Consider the following 15,455-nt stretch of genomic DNA (forward strand, 5'->3'; position numbering starts at 1 on the left):
GCTGAAAGAGGGGGAGCTTGATGAACAGCAGCCGTGAAGAAATCGAAATCGTTATTATTACAGGTATGTCTGGGGCAGGGAAAACGGTCGCTGTCCAAAGCTTTGAGGACTTAGGCTATTTTTGTGTGGATAACTTGCCACCTGCCTTAATTCCGAAGTTTATTGAATTAATAGAAGGGTCAAATGGGAAGATGTCGAAGGTTGCGCTTGTGATGGATTTGCGTGGGAGGAAGTTTTTTGACCACCTTTTTGATGCCATTGATGCGATTAGCTTAGCGCCGCATTTACATTTTAAATTACAAATTTTGTTTTTGGATGCAAAGGATGCTAAGCTCGTTCAACGCTACAAGGAGACGAGACGCTCACATCCGTTAGCTTCTGATGGCCTACCGCTTGAAGGCATTAAGCTCGAACGTGAGATGCTAGAGGAAATGAAGGGGAGAGCGCAACAAATTATTGATACGACTGATTTAAAGCCGATCCAATTACGAGAACGGATTACACAACAGTTTACGTTAAATGAGCGACACCCCTTTTCCATTAATATGATGTCATTTGGCTTTAAATATGGAATGCCGATTGATGCTGACCTCGTTTTTGATGTGCGATTTCTCCCTAACCCCCACTATATTGACCACATGCGTCCAAAAACAGGATTAGAAGAAGAGGTCTCATCCTATGTTTTAAAATGGACGGAAACGCAGCAATTCATTGAAAAGTTAACCGATTTGTTGCAATTTATGCTACCTCAATATAAACGTGAAGGGAAAAGCCAAGTAGTCGTTGGTATCGGCTGTACAGGTGGAAAGCACCGTTCTGTTACATTAGCAGAATATTTCGGGAAGGAATTTGCTGATGAATACAAGGTTCACGTTCGACATCGTGATATCGACAAAGGGAAGGAAACGAAATAAGTGAAAAAAAGAGATCAGATTGTCGTTATTGGGGGAGGCACTGGGTTATCAGTATTATTAAGGGGATTGAAAACATTTCCAATTGATATTTCAGCAATTGTGACGGTTGCCGATGATGGTGGTAGCTCAGGACGACTACGAAAAGAATTAGATATTCCACCACCAGGTGATGTTCGCAACGTATTAATTGCTCTTGCTGAAGTTGAACCGTTAGTAGAAGAACTGTTTCAGCATCGCTTTGCAAACGGAAATGGCCTATCAGGGCATTCGTTAGGAAATTTGTTATTGGCAGGGATGACGTCCGTTACAGGGGATTTTGCTCGTGGAATTTCTGAATTAAGCAAAGTATTAAATGTTCATGGCAATGTGTATCCGGCTGCCAACCGTAGCATCGTTCTACATGCTGAGATGACAGATGGTACGATTGTGACTGGAGAATCACAAATCCCATTAGAAAAGAAGCGAATTAAGCGTGTCTTTCTTACACCTAGTAAGGTAGAGCCGTTAGAGGAAAGTGTGCAAGCTATTTTACGAGCTGATGTGATTTTATTAGGTCCTGGTAGTCTCTATACGAGTGTGTTGCCAAATTTGATCGTCCCTGGTATTCAGGAAGCGATTAAACGCTCACAAGCTAGGAAAGTCTATATATGTAATGTCATGACACAAAGTGGTGAGACAGAGGGCTTCTCCGCTGCTGATCATGTTCAGGCGATTATCGATCATGGTGGTGCAGAGCTAGTTGATGAGATTCTTGTGAATGGTGCGCCGATTTCACCATCGTTGCGGGAACGCTATGCAAAAGAAGGAGCGGTACCTGTCGTAGTTGACCAACAACGGTTAGAGAAGATGGGTATTCAAGTTATTCGTGATGAATTTGTCATCGAAGCAAATGGTGTTTTGCGTCACGATGCTGTTAAGGTATCAGAAGCACTCCTACGACCAATGTAAAGTCATTCAAGCTGAAAGGAGGGATGGCATTGTCCTTTGCAGCTACAACTAAGAAAGAATTAACACAATTAGAACAAGATGATTGTTGTGCAAAAGCTGAGCTTGCTGCACTCGTGCGTATGAATGGAACGTTATCCTTTAATCAAATGAAAATTAGTTTAGATGTAACGACGGAAAATGCAGCGATCGCAAGAAGAATCTATACGCTTATTAAACGGGTTTTTCCTAACATGTTTGTCGAGTTGCTAGTACGAAAGAAAATGCGATTGAAGAAAAATAATGTCTACCTCGTACGAATGAAGCATGGCGCCCAGCATTATTAGAAGAATTAGGGATTTTGGCAGAGGGCTTTCAATTTATTCGCACGATTTCCAAATCATTAACGGAAAAGTCTTGCTGTAAACGAGCTTATTTACGAGGTGCGTTTCTAGCAGGCGGTTCTATTAATCATCCTGAAACATCTTCTTACCATTTGGAAATATATTCAATGTATGAGGAGCACAACCATTCGTTATGCGATTTAATGAACGAATATGAATTAAATGCTAAAATGTTGGAACGTAAGAAGGGGTTCATTACGTATATAAAGGATAGTGAGAAAATTGCAGAGCTTCTAAATGTCATCGGTGCTCATCAAGCATTGCTTTATTTTGAAGATGTACGCATTATGAAAGATATGCGAAACTCTGTCAATCGCTTAGTTAATTGCGAAACCGCTAACTTGAATAAGACGGTTGGGGCAGCCTTGCGACAAGTAGAAAATATTCGCTTTGTCGATCGTGAAATCGGCTTAGCAGAATTACCGCCTAAGCTTCGAGAGATTGCAGAGCTCAGAATTCGTCATCAAGATGTCACATTAAAAGAGCTCGGTGAAATGGTCGAAAGTGGTAAAGTAAGTAAGTCAGGGGTTAATCATCGATTAAGGAAAATCGATGAGATTGCTAATAAGCTACGTAATGGGGAAGCATTTGATGTATCAACATAAGAAACAGAATTCAGAAGGGAGGGTACGACATGGTTGAAAAAGATGTCGTTGTGAAACGTAAAACAGGTTTACAAGCAAGGCCAGCAGCACTATTCGTACAGGAGGCTAATCGTTTCTCATCAGAGGTATTTATTCTAAAAGGAACGAAGAAAGTAAATGCGAAAAGCATTATGGGTCTGATGAGCCTAGCTATTAGCCACGGAACGGAATTGACGTTAAGTATCGATGGTTCAGATGAAGAAGAAGCATTAGAAGCATTAGTGAATTTTATTGAAACAGAATGAATGAAGGCGGCCTTTGGTCGTCTTTTTCAGTGTCACTGATGGACGGAAAGAGGCCACTGAAAAGGACAAATTAACTTTTTCAGTACCTTTCATTTGATTAGCAATGGCTCCACTCCTCCATAACAGGCAACGGTTTTGCTCATTGCTTAAAGGGCACCAAACAAGTTGAAAATCAAACTTTTCCCAGTGCCCTCGGACGGAAACGTGGTGCGTATGTGTGCTGTATGCGGTTCCTCCTCATTCCTCTAATTCGACATGTATGCCCAAGCGATGCACACCACGTGCGACATGTGATCCTCGTTCCTCTATTCACTCTGTCTTTTCCTTTTTACAGTCGTTACGGTCTCCTCATGCCTCTATTTCGGGTTTTATTCCATCTTTTGACCTTGTTTAGCTCAAATAGTGGAATGAGGATTCCTTTTTCTTCTTAGAAAGCGAGGAATCCCTGAATTAAAGGAATGAGGATTCCCTAGGGTTTGCAGCGACTAATCCATGACCATGATCTTGAAGCTGAAGCACAAAAAACCTGTCGACTGTCTCGCTTTTGTGAGACTGTGTCGACAGGCTAAGGTTGCTATAAAGGTGCTACTTTTTTCTTTTAATTAGCTGGAATGACGCTATCAATTAAGCCATATTCCTTTGCTTTTTCCGCGATCATGAAATTATCACGGTCTGTATCGCGTTCAATCACTTCTAATGGTTGCCCTGTACGCTCAGCTAGAATTTTGTTTAAGCTTTCACGCATTTCAAGGATACGCTTAGCATGAATTTGGATGTCAGATGCTTGACCTTGTGTTCCACCAAGTGGTTGGTGAATCATCACTTCACTGTTTGGAAGGGCAAAGCGCTTGCCTTTTTCACCTGCTGCAAGTAAGAAAGCTCCCATTGATGCTGCCATACCGATACAAATCGTTGAAACCTTTGGCTTAATGTATTGCATCGTATCGTAGATAGCCATACCAGCTGTAATCGATCCACCTGGACTGTTAATGTAAATTGAGATGTCCTTCTCTGGATCTTCTGCTTGTAAAAATAATAGCTGTGCAACAATAGAGTTGGCAACGTTATCGTCAATCGCACTTCCTAGCATAATAATACGGTCTTTTAATAAGCGTGAGTAAATGTCATAAGCACGTTCACCACGGTTTGTTTGTTCGATAACTGTAGGGATTAAATTCATTGTTCATTCCTCCTTAATTTTTACTTATTCATTTTTTTTGAAGCAATCAATGTAATCGTTGCTTCTTTCTTATGTACTTATCATACCTAAAAGGTCAAAGAAGGTCAAATAATATACCTCCATACTATACTATTCCCTATTTATATATTTAAACCCTGCTTTCATGATAACCGAATTTCGTTGAATGTAAACGAAAAAGCAAATCCTATGAGAGCACTGAAAATGTTTGGTTTTCAACTTTTTTGATGCTCATTAAGCAATGAGTAAAATCGTTGCCTTTTTTGGAAAGCTTGATACGATTAGGTTTCTCGTATCAAGCGAGCAACGTGTGGAGCCATTTTTTATCAATTTCAAGGCACTGAAAAAATTAATTTGTCCATTTTCCGTGGACTCATCTATTTGTTATTGCCTTTCTTTCATGAATATAATATACTACATTACAACAGTAATGCACTATATTAGTCATAAAGAGAGGTGGGTTGAGTGATCCTTGACCATGATAATGGGAAGCCGTTGTATATCCAAATAGCTGAATGGATTGAAACCGAAATTTTGAGACGGAATTTAACGACTCATGACAAAGTTTATTCACAGTATCAATTAGCTGATATGTTCACGATTAATCCGGCAACAGCCGCCAAGGGGTTAAATCGATTGGCTGATGATGAAATTTTGTATAAAAAGAGAGGGCTCGGGATGTTTGTTTCAGAGAGCGCAGAGGAGATCATTCTAAACCGGAGAAAAGCATTACGATTACAGCAGTTAGTCGATGATTTAGTGATCGAGGCTAGACATGTCCATGTTGAATTGGACGAAATCATTGAGATGATTAAAGTTGCGCACGAGAAGGAAATGGAGGGGAAATGATGAGTGTTATATCTTGTGAGAATGTGATCCAAACGTTTCAGAAGACGGAGGCGTTAAGAGGGTTGTCATTTACGATTCAACCCAATTCAATCACAGGGGTTATTGGACGTAATGGAGCAGGCAAAACGACTTTGCTAAAGCTGCTTGCAGGATTTACTAAGCCTAATGCTGGGGACATTAAAGTATTTTCTGAACGTCCATTTGACAGCCTGACGGTTTCAGCGAATTCAATATTTGTTGATGATCAAATGAGCTTTCCATCAGCTTTGAACTTGAAAGAGATTTTACAGTTCGCTGCACATTTTTATCCAAATTGGGATCAGGAGCTGGCAGAGCGATTATTTGATTATTTTCAATTTCAGCCAAAGCAAAGCCACCAAAAGCTATCTAAAGGGAAGTGTAGTACGTTTAATGCGATTATTGGATTATGTGCACGCTGTCCATTAACAATCTTTGACGAGCCCACAACGGGGATGGATGCCGCAGTTAGGTCGGATTTCTATCGGGCATTGATGAAGGAATATTTAGCTTATCCACGTACGATTTTATTATCGAGTCATCATATTGAGGAAATCGAAGAATTGTTAGAAGATGTTCTACTTATCCATGAAGGAAAGAAGCTTATGCATATTCCTGTTCATCAATTAAGTGAAATGGCTATTCAACTTTCAGGCTCAAAAGATGTTGCGGAGAAATGGACGAAAAATAGAAAAGTATATGACCGTAAAATCGTTGGAACAGATCGAGTCTATGTCGTTGTTGAAAATGATTTTACAGACGATGAAAGGACACAATTGAAGCGAGATGGGCTTGAGATTGTGAATGTCTCCGCTAATGATATGTGTGTGTATGTGACGAAAACGACGGAAGGTGGGATCGATGATGTCTTTCGTGAGCGTTAAATTTTTAGATGTTGTTAAGAAGCAATATGCCTTTAAGGTTCGCTCTTATATGGGCTCGATCCTGACATTAATCTTTCTGCAAGTGATAGCCATTCTACTAGCATCAATATCAACTAATTATAGTATGTACGGATCGAATGGCATTTCTATCACAAGTCATGTCTATTCAAGTGATATCGTTTTAATTTTCACTTTTTTGTGGGCATTTATTACGGCGATTCTTATTACAACGAGAGCGTATCGTTATGACGATTATTCTTTTATCGCAACGAGAAATAGTAGTAATATCGCTAATGTCTTATATCTTTTGACAGTAAGTATATTTGCTGGGGTTACCGCGATGTTATCTAGTTTTCTCATTAAATCAAGTGCTTATTTTTTGCATGAGGCGTATATCTATGAAAGGGTTTCAATGAGTACCATCGAATATATGACTGGGTTAAGCGCAAGTGTTTTATATGTATGTCTGTTTGCGATGGCCGGTTACGTTATTGGCTTGCTCGTGCAATGGAAGCGACTTTTCATGGTTGTGATTCCTGTTCTTTTTATTGGTTCGATGTTTAGTACGAATACGTATCATTCTAATCCACCGGTACTTGAAGTCATCACGGGCTTTATTTTACAGGAGTCATCTTTTCTACTATTTTCAGTAAAGGTCATTGCCATTTGCGTAGTGTTATTCTTAGCCTCGATGACGATCTCGAAACGATTGGAGGTTCGATTATAATGTTTATTTTAAGCTTTCTACCATTGATTGTTATCCTTGCACTGTTATTTGGATTGGCGAAAGTTCCTAATTACATCGGTGGGAATGTAATGAAGTGGCTCATTGCCGGTTATGTGGCCGTTTTATTTGGAGCAATCATGACGTATCAATTGATTCCTGCTTCTGAAGCTGAGCCTCGGACTCCCTTTAGTGACTATGATGATCCAGAGATGACGATCTTTGAGGCGATTGAAGAGGATCGCTTAGAGGAGTTTGAAGCTTTTGTTCATCAACGGTGGAGTTTTCCGTACGATCGTCAAGATGAGGCATTTTCTATTCGTTCATCTAGTCATGATTACGTGGAATATAACGTTTTCTTTATTGAAAAGGAAGAAGATGATGGTGTGATCGATGTTGCTTATTATGCGTCCGATTTTATGATTAATGGATATCCTATAGAAGATGAACGGCTACATCCTTCTCTTGATTTAATCGGAGATGAATTACTTGTACGAAATCCAGATTCGGTCGAGATTACAATAGCTATGGAGGAGCCTGAGTTTGTCATACGTCAATTTTTTTATGATCAAGAAGGTTTCTTCAGCGGGGGATTTGGAAGCTACACTTACTATGAAAATACGCTTGTTGTATACGTTCCAGTTGATACGGAGATAGAAGAAGGGATGAATGTTTATCTTATAGAAGATTGATAACTTGACTCATGTTCGTACAACAGTAAAATGATTGTAAATGAAAAAAATCGATCCTTATTCCGTTCGTAAACTTCAGTAATACTGAATGAGAAAGAAAACGTGTAGAATTGGAATGAGGATTCGATTATGAAATTAATCAACTGACTTCAACGGGAAGTTAGACTAAAGGGGTTTATGTATAGTGACAGAAATCATTGTCTATTCTAAGCAACATTGTCCGTTATGTGATAAAGCGATTGCTCAAATAGAGATGTTAAAGGAGCAGTATGAATTTTCGATTCGTGTTATTGATATTTATGAAGATGATGAGCTACTTGAGAAATACCAATTAATGATTCCGGTTGTCGAAATAGAAGGGGAAGAGGTTGATTTTGGACAAATTTCAGAAAAAAAGGTATTAAAGCGGTTACAATCGAAAAATGGCGAAAATTAACTTGTGAAATGGCACTATCCTTGTTACTATAAAGATGGGCTTGAGGTTCTCTTTTTTTATAGCGATCGGGACATGAAACGTCTATGCGGGACAAATTGAGTCCACTTATGAAAAGGAGCTTGACTCGTAATGAAGCGGATATTAGACATTCAAAGAAAATTAATGCCCGATTTGCTTGATGTGATGATCAAGCGCTATAGAATTATTCGATACATAAAATTGATGCAGCCGATTGGGCGTAGAAGCTTGGCGCAAAACCTTCAGCTTTCTGAACGAGTCTTGCGTAAAGAGGTAACGTTTTTGAAGGATCAAGGACTTGTGCATTTTGCTTCAGCAGGGATGAGCATTACGCCAGATGGTGAACAGCTTTTCTTAACACTTGAAGAAGTGATGAAGGAGTTGTTCGGCTTGCGTGACCTTGAGAAAAGCTTGGAACGACGTTTTGGGATTAAACGAGTATTCGTCGTGGCAGGGAATAGTGATGAAGATGAATGGGTGAAGAAGGAGCTTGGACGTGCTTGTATTCAGCTATTGAAATCACGCTTAAAGCCTAACGATGTCGTTGCGGTGATGGGTGGTACAACGCTTGCTGCTGTTGCCGATATGATGATGCCTGAGGCGAATATGCGTAGTGTGACCTTTATTCCAGCGCGTGGTGGACTTGGTGAGCAAGTAGAAAACCAAGCTAATACGATTAGTGCAAAATTAGCTAGTCGTGCTGGGGCACAGTATAGGCTGTTACATGTTCCTGAGCAAATTAGTGAGGAAGCATATGCATCTCTTGTATTAGAACCTTCATTACAGGATATCCTAAAGCTGATTAAATCAGCATCGACTGTTATCCATGGAATTGGAGATGCGAAAACGATGGCGCTTCGTCGTCAGTCACAGCATTCCTTTGTTGATAAGCTCGTTAATGAGGATGCAGTTGGTGAGGCATTTGGATTTTATTTTGATCGAATGGGTAAGCCAATTCATAAACAACGGACGATTGGCTTACAGCTAGATGATCTCGAAAATGATGATAAATACGTCATTTCTATCGCTGGTGGAGACTCCAAGGCACAAGCGATATCAGCTTTTATGAACTATCGCCCTAGTGACGTACTCATTACAGATGAAGCAGCCGCTGAATCATTATTAGCATTACCCCACGAATAAGTAGAAAAGACGCTATGCGTTTTTCTTATAAATTAAGATTGATATTTAGGAGGAGATTGAACATGGCAACAAAAATTGGTATTAATGGTTTTGGACGTATCGGACGTAACGTTTTCCGTGCAGCTTTAAACAACTCTAACGTTGAGGTAGTTGCAATTAACGACTTAACAGATGCAAACATGCTTGCACATCTTTTAAAGTATGACACTGTACACGGCAAGTTAGACGCTGAAGTATCAGTAAATGGCGATGCACTAGTTGTTAACGGAAAAGAAATCAATATTTCTGCTGAGCGTGACCCAGCAAAGCTTGAGTGGGATAAGCGTGGAGTAGAGGTAGTTGTTGAATCAACTGGTTTCTTCACTAAGCGTGCAGATGCTGCTAAGCACATTGAAGCTGGTGCTAAGAAGGTTATCATTTCTGCTCCTGCATCTGATGAAGATATTACTGTCGTAATGGGTGTTAACGAAGACAAATATGATGCTGCAAGCCATGACGTTATTTCTAACGCTTCTTGTACTACAAACTGTCTTGCACCATTCGCAAAAGTTCTTAACGATACATTCGGTCTTAAGCGCGGTATGATGACAACTGTTCACTCATACACAAATGACCAACAAATTCTTGACTTACCACATAAAGACTACCGTCGTGCTCGTGCGGCTGCTGAGAACATCATCCCTACAACTACGGGTGCTGCGAAGGCTGTTGCCCTTGTTCTGCCTGAGCTTAAAGGGAAATTAAACGGTGGTGCTATGCGTGTACCAACTCCAAACGTTTCACTTGTTGATTTAGTTGCAGAGCTTGACAAGGATGTCACTGTAGAAGATGTAAACGGTGCTTTCAAAGCAGCGGCTGAAGGTCCATTAAAAGGAATCCTTAACTACAGCGAAGAGCCATTAGTATCTACTGACTACAATGGTAATGCACACTCTTCTTCAATCGATGCTCTTTCAACTATGGTTATGGAAGGGAACATGGTTAAAGTGATCTCTTGGTATGACAACGAGTCTGGTTATTCTAATCGCGTTGTAGACTTAGTTGAATACATTGCAAGCAAAGGACTATAATAAATAGCACAGTTAATAGAGGAGGTAGAAGTATATTCTCCTCCTCTTTCCGCTGTCTTAAAGCGTATAAACAACTTGAAGGGGGTCCACTCTAATGAATAAACAGTCTATACTTGATCTTGACCTAAAAGGAAAGAAAGTATTTTGTCGTGTTGACTTTAATGTGCCAATGAAGGACGGCGAAGTAACGGATGAAACACGTATTCGTGCTGCTATTCCGACGATTCAACATCTTGTTGAGCAAGGTGCTCGTGTTATTTTAGCTTCACACTTAGGTCGTCCGAAAGGTGAAGTGGTGGAAGAGCTTCGTTTAACGCCTGTTGCGAAACGATTAAGTGAATTGCTCGGTAAGGACGTCAAAAAAGTAGATGAAGCACACGGACCTGTAGCAGAGGAAGCGGCTAATGGATTGGCTGACGGTGACGTACTCTTATTAGAGAATGTTCGTTTCTATGCTGGTGAAGAAAAGAATGATGCTGAGCTAGCGAAAGCATTTGCCGCTTTAGCTGACGTGTATGTGAACGATGCATTTGGTGCTGCTCACCGTGCTCACGCGTCAACAGAAGGTATTGCGCATCATTTACCATCTGCAGCTGGTTTATTAATGCAAAAAGAATTAGAGGTTCTTGGAAAGGCTCTATCAAATCCTGAGCGTCCATTTACAGCGATTATCGGTGGTGCGAAAGTAAAGGATAAGATCGGTGTTATTGAGAACTTATTAGAAAAGGTCGACAACTTAATTATTGGTGGTGGACTTGCGTATACGTTCGTTAAAGCATTAGGTCATGAAATTGGACTTTCTTTACTTGAAGAGGATAAAATTGAATTGGCAAAATCGTTCATGGAAAAGGCAAAGCAAAACGGTGTGAATCTATATTTGCCAGAGGATGTAACGGTTGCGGATGATTTCTCGAATGATGCGAACATTAAGACGGTTGCGATTGATTCGATTCCATCTGATTGGGAAGCATTAGATATTGGTCCAAATACACGTGCTACATATGAAAAAGTCATCAAAGATTCAAAGCTTGTCATTTGGAACGGACCGATGGGTGTATTCGAATTAGAAGCATTTTCGAAAGGTACGAAGGCTGTAGGACAAGCGTTAGCAGACAGTGATGCATATACAGTAATCGGTGGAGGAGATTCAGCAGCGGCTGTTGAAAAGTTCAACATGGCTGAGCAAATGAGTCATATTTCTACTGGTGGCGGTGCATCATTAGAGTTTATGGAAGGAAAAGAGCTTCCAGGCGTTGTCGCATTATCAGACAAATAAATTTAAATCATTAAACGGGGTGAAAAAATGCGTAAGCCAATTATTGCAGGTAACTGGAAAATGAACAAAACGCTAGGTGAGGCAAAGCAATTTGTTCAAGAAGTAAAAAATAGTGTTCCAGCAAATAGCGAAGTGGATGCTGTTGTTTGTTCACCAGCGTTATTTTTAGAAAGTTTAGTGCATGATACAGAGGGTACTGACTTAAAAGTAGGTGCACAAAACGTTCACTTTGAGGAAAATGGGGCATTTACAGGAGAGATTAGCCCAGTCGCGTTAGCGGATATGAACGTTGACTATGTGATCATTGGTCACTCTGAGCGCCGTGAAATGTTTGCTGAAACAGATGAAACAGTTAATAAGAAAGTTCATGCTGCGTTTACACATCATCTTGTTCCAATTATGTGTTGTGGGGAAACGGATGAAGAGCGTGAAGCGGGTAAGACGAATGATGTTGTTAAAGTCCAAGTAGAAGCTGGTCTTGCTGGATTAACAGAAGAGCAAGTGAAAAATACAGTGATTGCCTACGAGCCAATTTGGGCTATTGGAACAGGAAAGTCTTCGTCTGCAACAGATGCAAATGAAGTATGTTCTTACATTCGTCAAGTCGTTGCCGAGGCGTTCTCACAAGCTGCAGCAGACGCAGTTCGTATTCAATATGGTGGAAGTGTGAAGCCGGCTAACATTAAAGAGTACATGGCGCAATCTGATATCGATGGTGCTCTTGTTGGTGGTGCAAGCTTAGAGCCAGCTTCATTCTTATCTCTATTGGAGGAAGGCAAATGAGCAAGAAACCGGTAGCTCTCATCATCCTTGATGGGTTTGCGATGAGAGAGGAAGAAAAAGGGAACGCTGTCGCACAAGCGAATAAGCCTAACTTCGATCGCTATTGGAATCAATATCCGCATGCTACACTTGAAGCACAAGGGGAAGCGGTCGGTTTACCTGAAGGACAAATGGGAAACTCCGAAGTGGGCCATTTAAATATTGGTGCTGGTCGAATCGTTTATCAAAGCTTAACTCGAGTGAATTTATCGATTCGTGAAGGTGACTTCTTTGAAAATGATACATTCCTTGATGCGATGAACCATGTGAAGAAAAAGAACAGTGCGCTGCATGTGTATGGACTGTTATCAGATGGTGGAATTCATAGTCATATTAATCATCTTTTTGCTTTACTTGAACTTGCAAAGAAAGAGAAAGTGGAGAAAGTTTATGTACATGGCTTTTTAGATGGACGTGATGTCGGTCAAACATCGGCTGAAATCTATGTTCGTAACTTGCAGGATAAGTTGCAAGAGCTAGGATTAGGTCAGATTGCTTCTCTTCATGGGCGATACTACGCAATGGATCGTGATAAGCGATGGGAGCGTGTAGAGAAATCATATCGTGCGATGGTGTATGGAGAAGGACCAACGTATACTGATCCGGTTCAAGTGATTGAAGACAATTATAAAAATGACATCTTTGATGAATTCGTCATTCCTTCTGTCATAACAGAGGAAGACGGTTCTCCAGTTGGGACGATTCAAGATGATGATGCGGTCATTTTCTTTAACTTCCGTCCTGACCGCGCGATTCAAATGTCACAAGTCTTTACGAACGAGGACTTCCGTGGCTTTGATCGTGGTGATCAGCATCCAACGAACCTTCATTACGTTTGCTTAACTCATTTTAGTGAAACGGTTGATGGGTATGTGGCATTTAAACCAACGAACCTGGATAATACATTAGGTGAAGTGTTGGCACAACAGCAATATAAACAGCTTCGGATTGCTGAAACGGAAAAGTATCCTCACGTGACCTTCTTTTTCAGTGGTGGTCGTGAAGAGCCATTTCCGAATGAAGAGCGGATCCTAATTGATTCACCTAAGGTTGCGACTTATGATTTGCAGCCTGAAATGAGCGCATATGAGGTAACAGATGCATTAGTGAAAGAAATTGAAGCTGATAAGCATGATGCGATTATTTTAAACTTTGCTAATCCGGATATGGTTGGACATTCTGGTATGCTTGAGCCTACAATTAAGGCGGTAGAGACTGTCGATGAATGTCTTGGTCGTGTTGTTGATGCGGTCTTGGCAAAGGGCGGTGCTGCTGTCATAACAGCTGATCATGGTAATGCTGATGAAGTTGTAACGTTAGATGGTAACGCAATGACGGCACATACGACGAATCGTGTCCCTGTTATTGTGACAGATGAAGGACTTTCGTTACGGGAAGATGGCATTCTTGCTGATTTAGCGCCGACCGTTTTAAGCCTTTTAGGTGGTAGTCAACCGAAAGAAATGACAGGAAAGACATTAATTAAATAAGCGACTTAAGTCGTTTATGATAACTAATAAGGAGTGAATGAATAATGACAATGATTACAGATGTTTATGCTCGAGAAGTATTAGACTCTCGTGGTAACCCGACAGTAGAAGTAGAAGTATATCTTGAGTCTGGCGCTATGGGACGTGCCCTTGTTCCAAGTGGTGCATCAACTGGTGAATACGAAGCAGTTGAATTGCGTGACGGCGGCGATCGTTATATGGGGAAAGGTGTATTAAAGGCGGTAGAGAATGTTAATGAAATTATTGCGCCAGAATTAATCGGAATCGACGCTCTTGACCAAGTCGGTATCGATCAATTAATGATTGAGCTTGATGGAACAGATAACAAAGGAAAATTAGGTGCCAATGCCATTCTAGGTGTATCAATGGCTGTTGCACATGCAGCTGCAGATGCTTTAGGTATTCCTTTATACGTTTACCTTGGTGGATTTAACGCAAAGCAGCTTCCAGTACCAATGATGAACATCATCAACGGTGGTGAGCATGCAGATAATAACGTTGATATTCAAGAATTCATGGTTATGCCAGTAGGTGCTGAAAACTTCCAAGAAGCTCTTCGTATGGGTGCGGAAATTTTCCATAACCTTAAAGCTGTTCTTAAGAGCAAAGGCTATAACACAGCTGTAGGTGATGAAGGTGGATTCGCTCCTAACTTATCATCAAATGAAGAAGCTCTGTCAACGATTATTGAAGCAATCGAAAAAGCGGGCTTCAAGCCAGGTGAAGAAGTGAAGCTTGCAATGGATGTTGCCGCTTCTGAAATTTACAACAAAGAAGACGGTAAATACCATTTAGCGGGTGAAGGTAAGAGTTTAACAGCTGAAGAAATGGTTAACTTCTATGAAGAGCTTGTTTCGAAATACCCAATCATCTCAATTGAAGATGGTCTTGATGAAAACGATTGGGAAGGTTTCAAGCTTCTTACAGATCGCCTTGGTGACAAAGTTCAGCTTGTTGGTGATGATTTATTCGTTACGAACACGAAGAAGCTTTCTGAAGGAATCGAAAAAGGAATCGGTAACTCAATTCTTATCAAAGTAAACCAAATTGGTACGTTAACAGAAACGTTTGAAGCAATTGAAATGGCGAAGCGTGCTGGTTACACTGCGGTTATCTCTCACCGTTCTGGTGAAACTGAGGATGCAACGATTGCGGACATCGCTGTTGCGACAAACGCTGGTCAAATCAAGACAGGTGCTCCTTCACGTACAGACCGTGTGGCGAAGTACAACCAACTTCTTCGTATCGAAGACGAGCTAGCTAGTGTGGCAACATACGGCGGACTTTCTTCATTCTACAATTTAAATGATAAGTAATTTTTAATGAAAAGCCTTAAGAAGGGTGAATGTGCCCTTTTTAAGGCTTTTTTCTTTTGGCGAGCATTCTCATAGCTCGAAAAGGAATTAGGTGAGGTGTTTAGGTTTGGGGGAGAATCGAGAGGGTAGGTGCATGTTTAGGGGAGGGTCTAGAGGAAAGCTGCGCCATCGAGGGTGATAGGTGAATGTTTGGAGGAGGATCAAGAGGAATTATGCGTCATAAAAAGTATAGGTGCATGTTTGACTTGAATGCACATTTAAATCTGCATCAAAGAAAAAAGCATTAATTTGAATATCAATATTTCACTTATATGGGGTTAGTGTAAAGACACCGATCTCATTATTGCAGGTCTAAAAGGCTTATTTT

15 protein-coding genes and 1 pseudogene are annotated in these 15,455 nt (G+C 40.7%); 15 read left to right on the forward strand and 1 reads right to left on the reverse strand.

Translation table 11 applies throughout. The annotated features are described in order from the left end of the window. Positions 1–20: 20 nt before the first annotated feature. From rapZ to JCM9152_RS13935, 4 genes and pseudogenes are all read left to right on the forward strand, one after another. Positions 21–914, forward strand: coding sequence for an RNase adapter RapZ (gene rapZ / locus JCM9152_RS13920; protein ID WP_035345496.1), 894 nt, complete (start codon positions 21–23; stop codon positions 912–914). Next, positions 915–1,862 carry a gluconeogenesis morphogenetic factor MgfK gene (gene mgfK / locus JCM9152_RS13925; protein ID WP_035345499.1) on the forward strand — a complete coding sequence of 316 codons (948 nt, stop codon included), beginning with the start codon at positions 915–917 and terminating at the stop codon, positions 1,860–1,862. A 29-nt stretch (positions 1,863–1,891) separates the two neighbouring features. Continuing rightward, a pseudogene (gene whiA / locus JCM9152_RS13930) lies at positions 1,892–2,847 on the forward strand (DNA-binding protein WhiA). Positions 2,848–2,876: 29 nt separating this feature from the next. Beyond that, the gene (locus JCM9152_RS13935) at positions 2,877–3,131 is read left to right on the forward strand and encodes an HPr family phosphocarrier protein (protein WP_035345502.1); all 255 of its coding nucleotides are present in this window, start codon (positions 2,877–2,879) and stop codon (positions 3,129–3,131) included. A 598-nt stretch (positions 3,132–3,729) separates the two neighbouring features. Here JCM9152_RS13935 and clpP read toward each other — a convergent pair. After that, positions 3,730–4,311, reverse strand: a complete 582-nt coding sequence (clpP, locus tag JCM9152_RS13940) for an ATP-dependent Clp endopeptidase proteolytic subunit ClpP (RefSeq protein ID WP_035345505.1) — start codon at positions 4,309–4,311, stop codon at positions 3,730–3,732. A 483-nt stretch (positions 4,312–4,794) separates the two neighbouring features. Between clpP and JCM9152_RS13945 the strand changes: the two genes are divergently transcribed. The 11 genes from JCM9152_RS13945 (at position 4,795) to eno (ending at position 15,088) form a co-directional block, all read left to right on the forward strand. After that, the gene (locus tag JCM9152_RS13945; RefSeq protein ID WP_035345508.1) at positions 4,795–5,178 is read left to right on the forward strand and encodes a GntR family transcriptional regulator; all 384 of its coding nucleotides are present in this window, start codon (positions 4,795–4,797) and stop codon (positions 5,176–5,178) included. Continuing rightward, complete coding sequence (locus JCM9152_RS13950) at positions 5,178–6,080, forward strand: ATP-binding cassette domain-containing protein (protein WP_035345510.1); 903 nt, start codon at positions 5,178–5,180, stop codon at positions 6,078–6,080. The genes JCM9152_RS13945 and JCM9152_RS13950 overlap by 1 nt, the downstream gene beginning before the upstream one ends. Further along, positions 6,061–6,807 carry a hypothetical protein gene (locus JCM9152_RS13955; RefSeq protein ID WP_035345511.1) on the forward strand — a complete coding sequence of 249 codons (747 nt, stop codon included), beginning with the start codon at positions 6,061–6,063 and terminating at the stop codon, positions 6,805–6,807. The genes JCM9152_RS13950 and JCM9152_RS13955 overlap by 20 nt, the downstream gene beginning before the upstream one ends. Next, complete coding sequence (locus tag JCM9152_RS13960) at positions 6,807–7,496, forward strand: hypothetical protein (RefSeq protein ID WP_035345513.1); 690 nt, start codon at positions 6,807–6,809, stop codon at positions 7,494–7,496. The genes JCM9152_RS13955 and JCM9152_RS13960 overlap by 1 nt, the downstream gene beginning before the upstream one ends. Positions 7,497–7,680: 184 nt before the next feature. After that, positions 7,681–7,932, forward strand: coding sequence for a glutaredoxin family protein (locus JCM9152_RS13965; protein ID WP_035345515.1), 252 nt, complete (start codon positions 7,681–7,683; stop codon positions 7,930–7,932). 129 nt (positions 7,933–8,061) lie between these two features. Further along, positions 8,062–9,093, forward strand: coding sequence for a sugar-binding transcriptional regulator (locus JCM9152_RS13970; protein WP_035345518.1), 1,032 nt, complete (start codon positions 8,062–8,064; stop codon positions 9,091–9,093). Positions 9,094–9,155: 62 nt separating this feature from the next. Next, a complete protein-coding gene (gene gap / locus JCM9152_RS13975) occupies positions 9,156–10,163 on the forward strand; it encodes a type I glyceraldehyde-3-phosphate dehydrogenase (protein WP_035345521.1) in 1,008 nt (335 codons plus the stop codon). A 94-nt stretch (positions 10,164–10,257) separates the two neighbouring features. Beyond that, positions 10,258–11,439: a phosphoglycerate kinase gene (locus JCM9152_RS13980; protein ID WP_035345523.1), complete on the forward strand. Its 1,182-nt coding sequence runs from the start codon at positions 10,258–10,260 to the stop codon at positions 11,437–11,439. A gap of 27 nt (positions 11,440–11,466) precedes the next feature. Continuing rightward, positions 11,467–12,222, forward strand: a complete 756-nt coding sequence (gene tpiA, locus JCM9152_RS13985; RefSeq protein ID WP_035345526.1) for a triose-phosphate isomerase — start codon at positions 11,467–11,469, stop codon at positions 12,220–12,222. After that, positions 12,219–13,751, forward strand: coding sequence for a 2,3-bisphosphoglycerate-independent phosphoglycerate mutase (gene gpmI / locus JCM9152_RS13990; RefSeq protein ID WP_035345529.1), 1,533 nt, complete (start codon positions 12,219–12,221; stop codon positions 13,749–13,751). Before tpiA ends, gpmI begins: the two co-directional genes overlap by 4 nt. A 44-nt stretch (positions 13,752–13,795) precedes the next feature. Further along, a complete protein-coding gene (gene eno, locus JCM9152_RS13995) occupies positions 13,796–15,088 on the forward strand; it encodes a phosphopyruvate hydratase (RefSeq protein WP_035345532.1) in 1,293 nt (430 codons plus the stop codon). Positions 15,089–15,455 lie beyond the last annotated feature (367 nt).

Origin of the sequence: Halalkalibacter hemicellulosilyticusJCM 9152 (assembly GCF_000513115.1) — a bacterium.
Classification (GTDB): Bacteria; Bacillota; Bacilli; order Bacillales; family Bacillaceae_D; genus Halalkalibacter; species Halalkalibacter hemicellulosilyticus.

Excerpts from the sequence above, each read along its gene's own strand:
- JCM9152_RS13955 (WP_035345511.1), top strand. The coding sequence starts at position 6,061 with ATGTCTTTCGTGAGCGTTAAATTTTTAGATGTTGTTAAGAAGCAATAT.
- gap (WP_035345521.1), top strand. The coding sequence starts at position 9,156 with ATGGCAACAAAAATTGGTATTAATGGTTTTGGACGTATCGGACGTAAC.
- JCM9152_RS13935 (WP_035345502.1), top strand. The coding sequence starts at position 2,877 with ATGGTTGAAAAAGATGTCGTTGTGAAACGTAAAACAGGTTTACAAGCA.
- tpiA (WP_035345526.1), top strand. The coding sequence starts at position 11,467 with ATGCGTAAGCCAATTATTGCAGGTAACTGGAAAATGAACAAAACGCTA.
- clpP (WP_035345505.1), bottom strand. The coding sequence starts at position 4,311 with ATGAATTTAATCCCTACAGTTATCGAACAAACAAACCGTGGTGAACGT.
- eno (WP_035345532.1), top strand. The coding sequence starts at position 13,796 with ATGACAATGATTACAGATGTTTATGCTCGAGAAGTATTAGACTCTCGT.
- JCM9152_RS13960 (WP_035345513.1), top strand. The coding sequence starts at position 6,807 with ATGTTTATTTTAAGCTTTCTACCATTGATTGTTATCCTTGCACTGTTA.
- gpmI (WP_035345529.1), top strand. The coding sequence starts at position 12,219 with ATGAGCAAGAAACCGGTAGCTCTCATCATCCTTGATGGGTTTGCGATG.
- JCM9152_RS13980 (WP_035345523.1), top strand. The coding sequence starts at position 10,258 with ATGAATAAACAGTCTATACTTGATCTTGACCTAAAAGGAAAGAAAGTA.
- JCM9152_RS13970 (WP_035345518.1), top strand. The coding sequence starts at position 8,062 with ATGAAGCGGATATTAGACATTCAAAGAAAATTAATGCCCGATTTGCTT.
- JCM9152_RS13950 (WP_035345510.1), top strand. The coding sequence starts at position 5,178 with ATGAGTGTTATATCTTGTGAGAATGTGATCCAAACGTTTCAGAAGACG.
- rapZ (WP_035345496.1), top strand. The coding sequence starts at position 21 with ATGAACAGCAGCCGTGAAGAAATCGAAATCGTTATTATTACAGGTATG.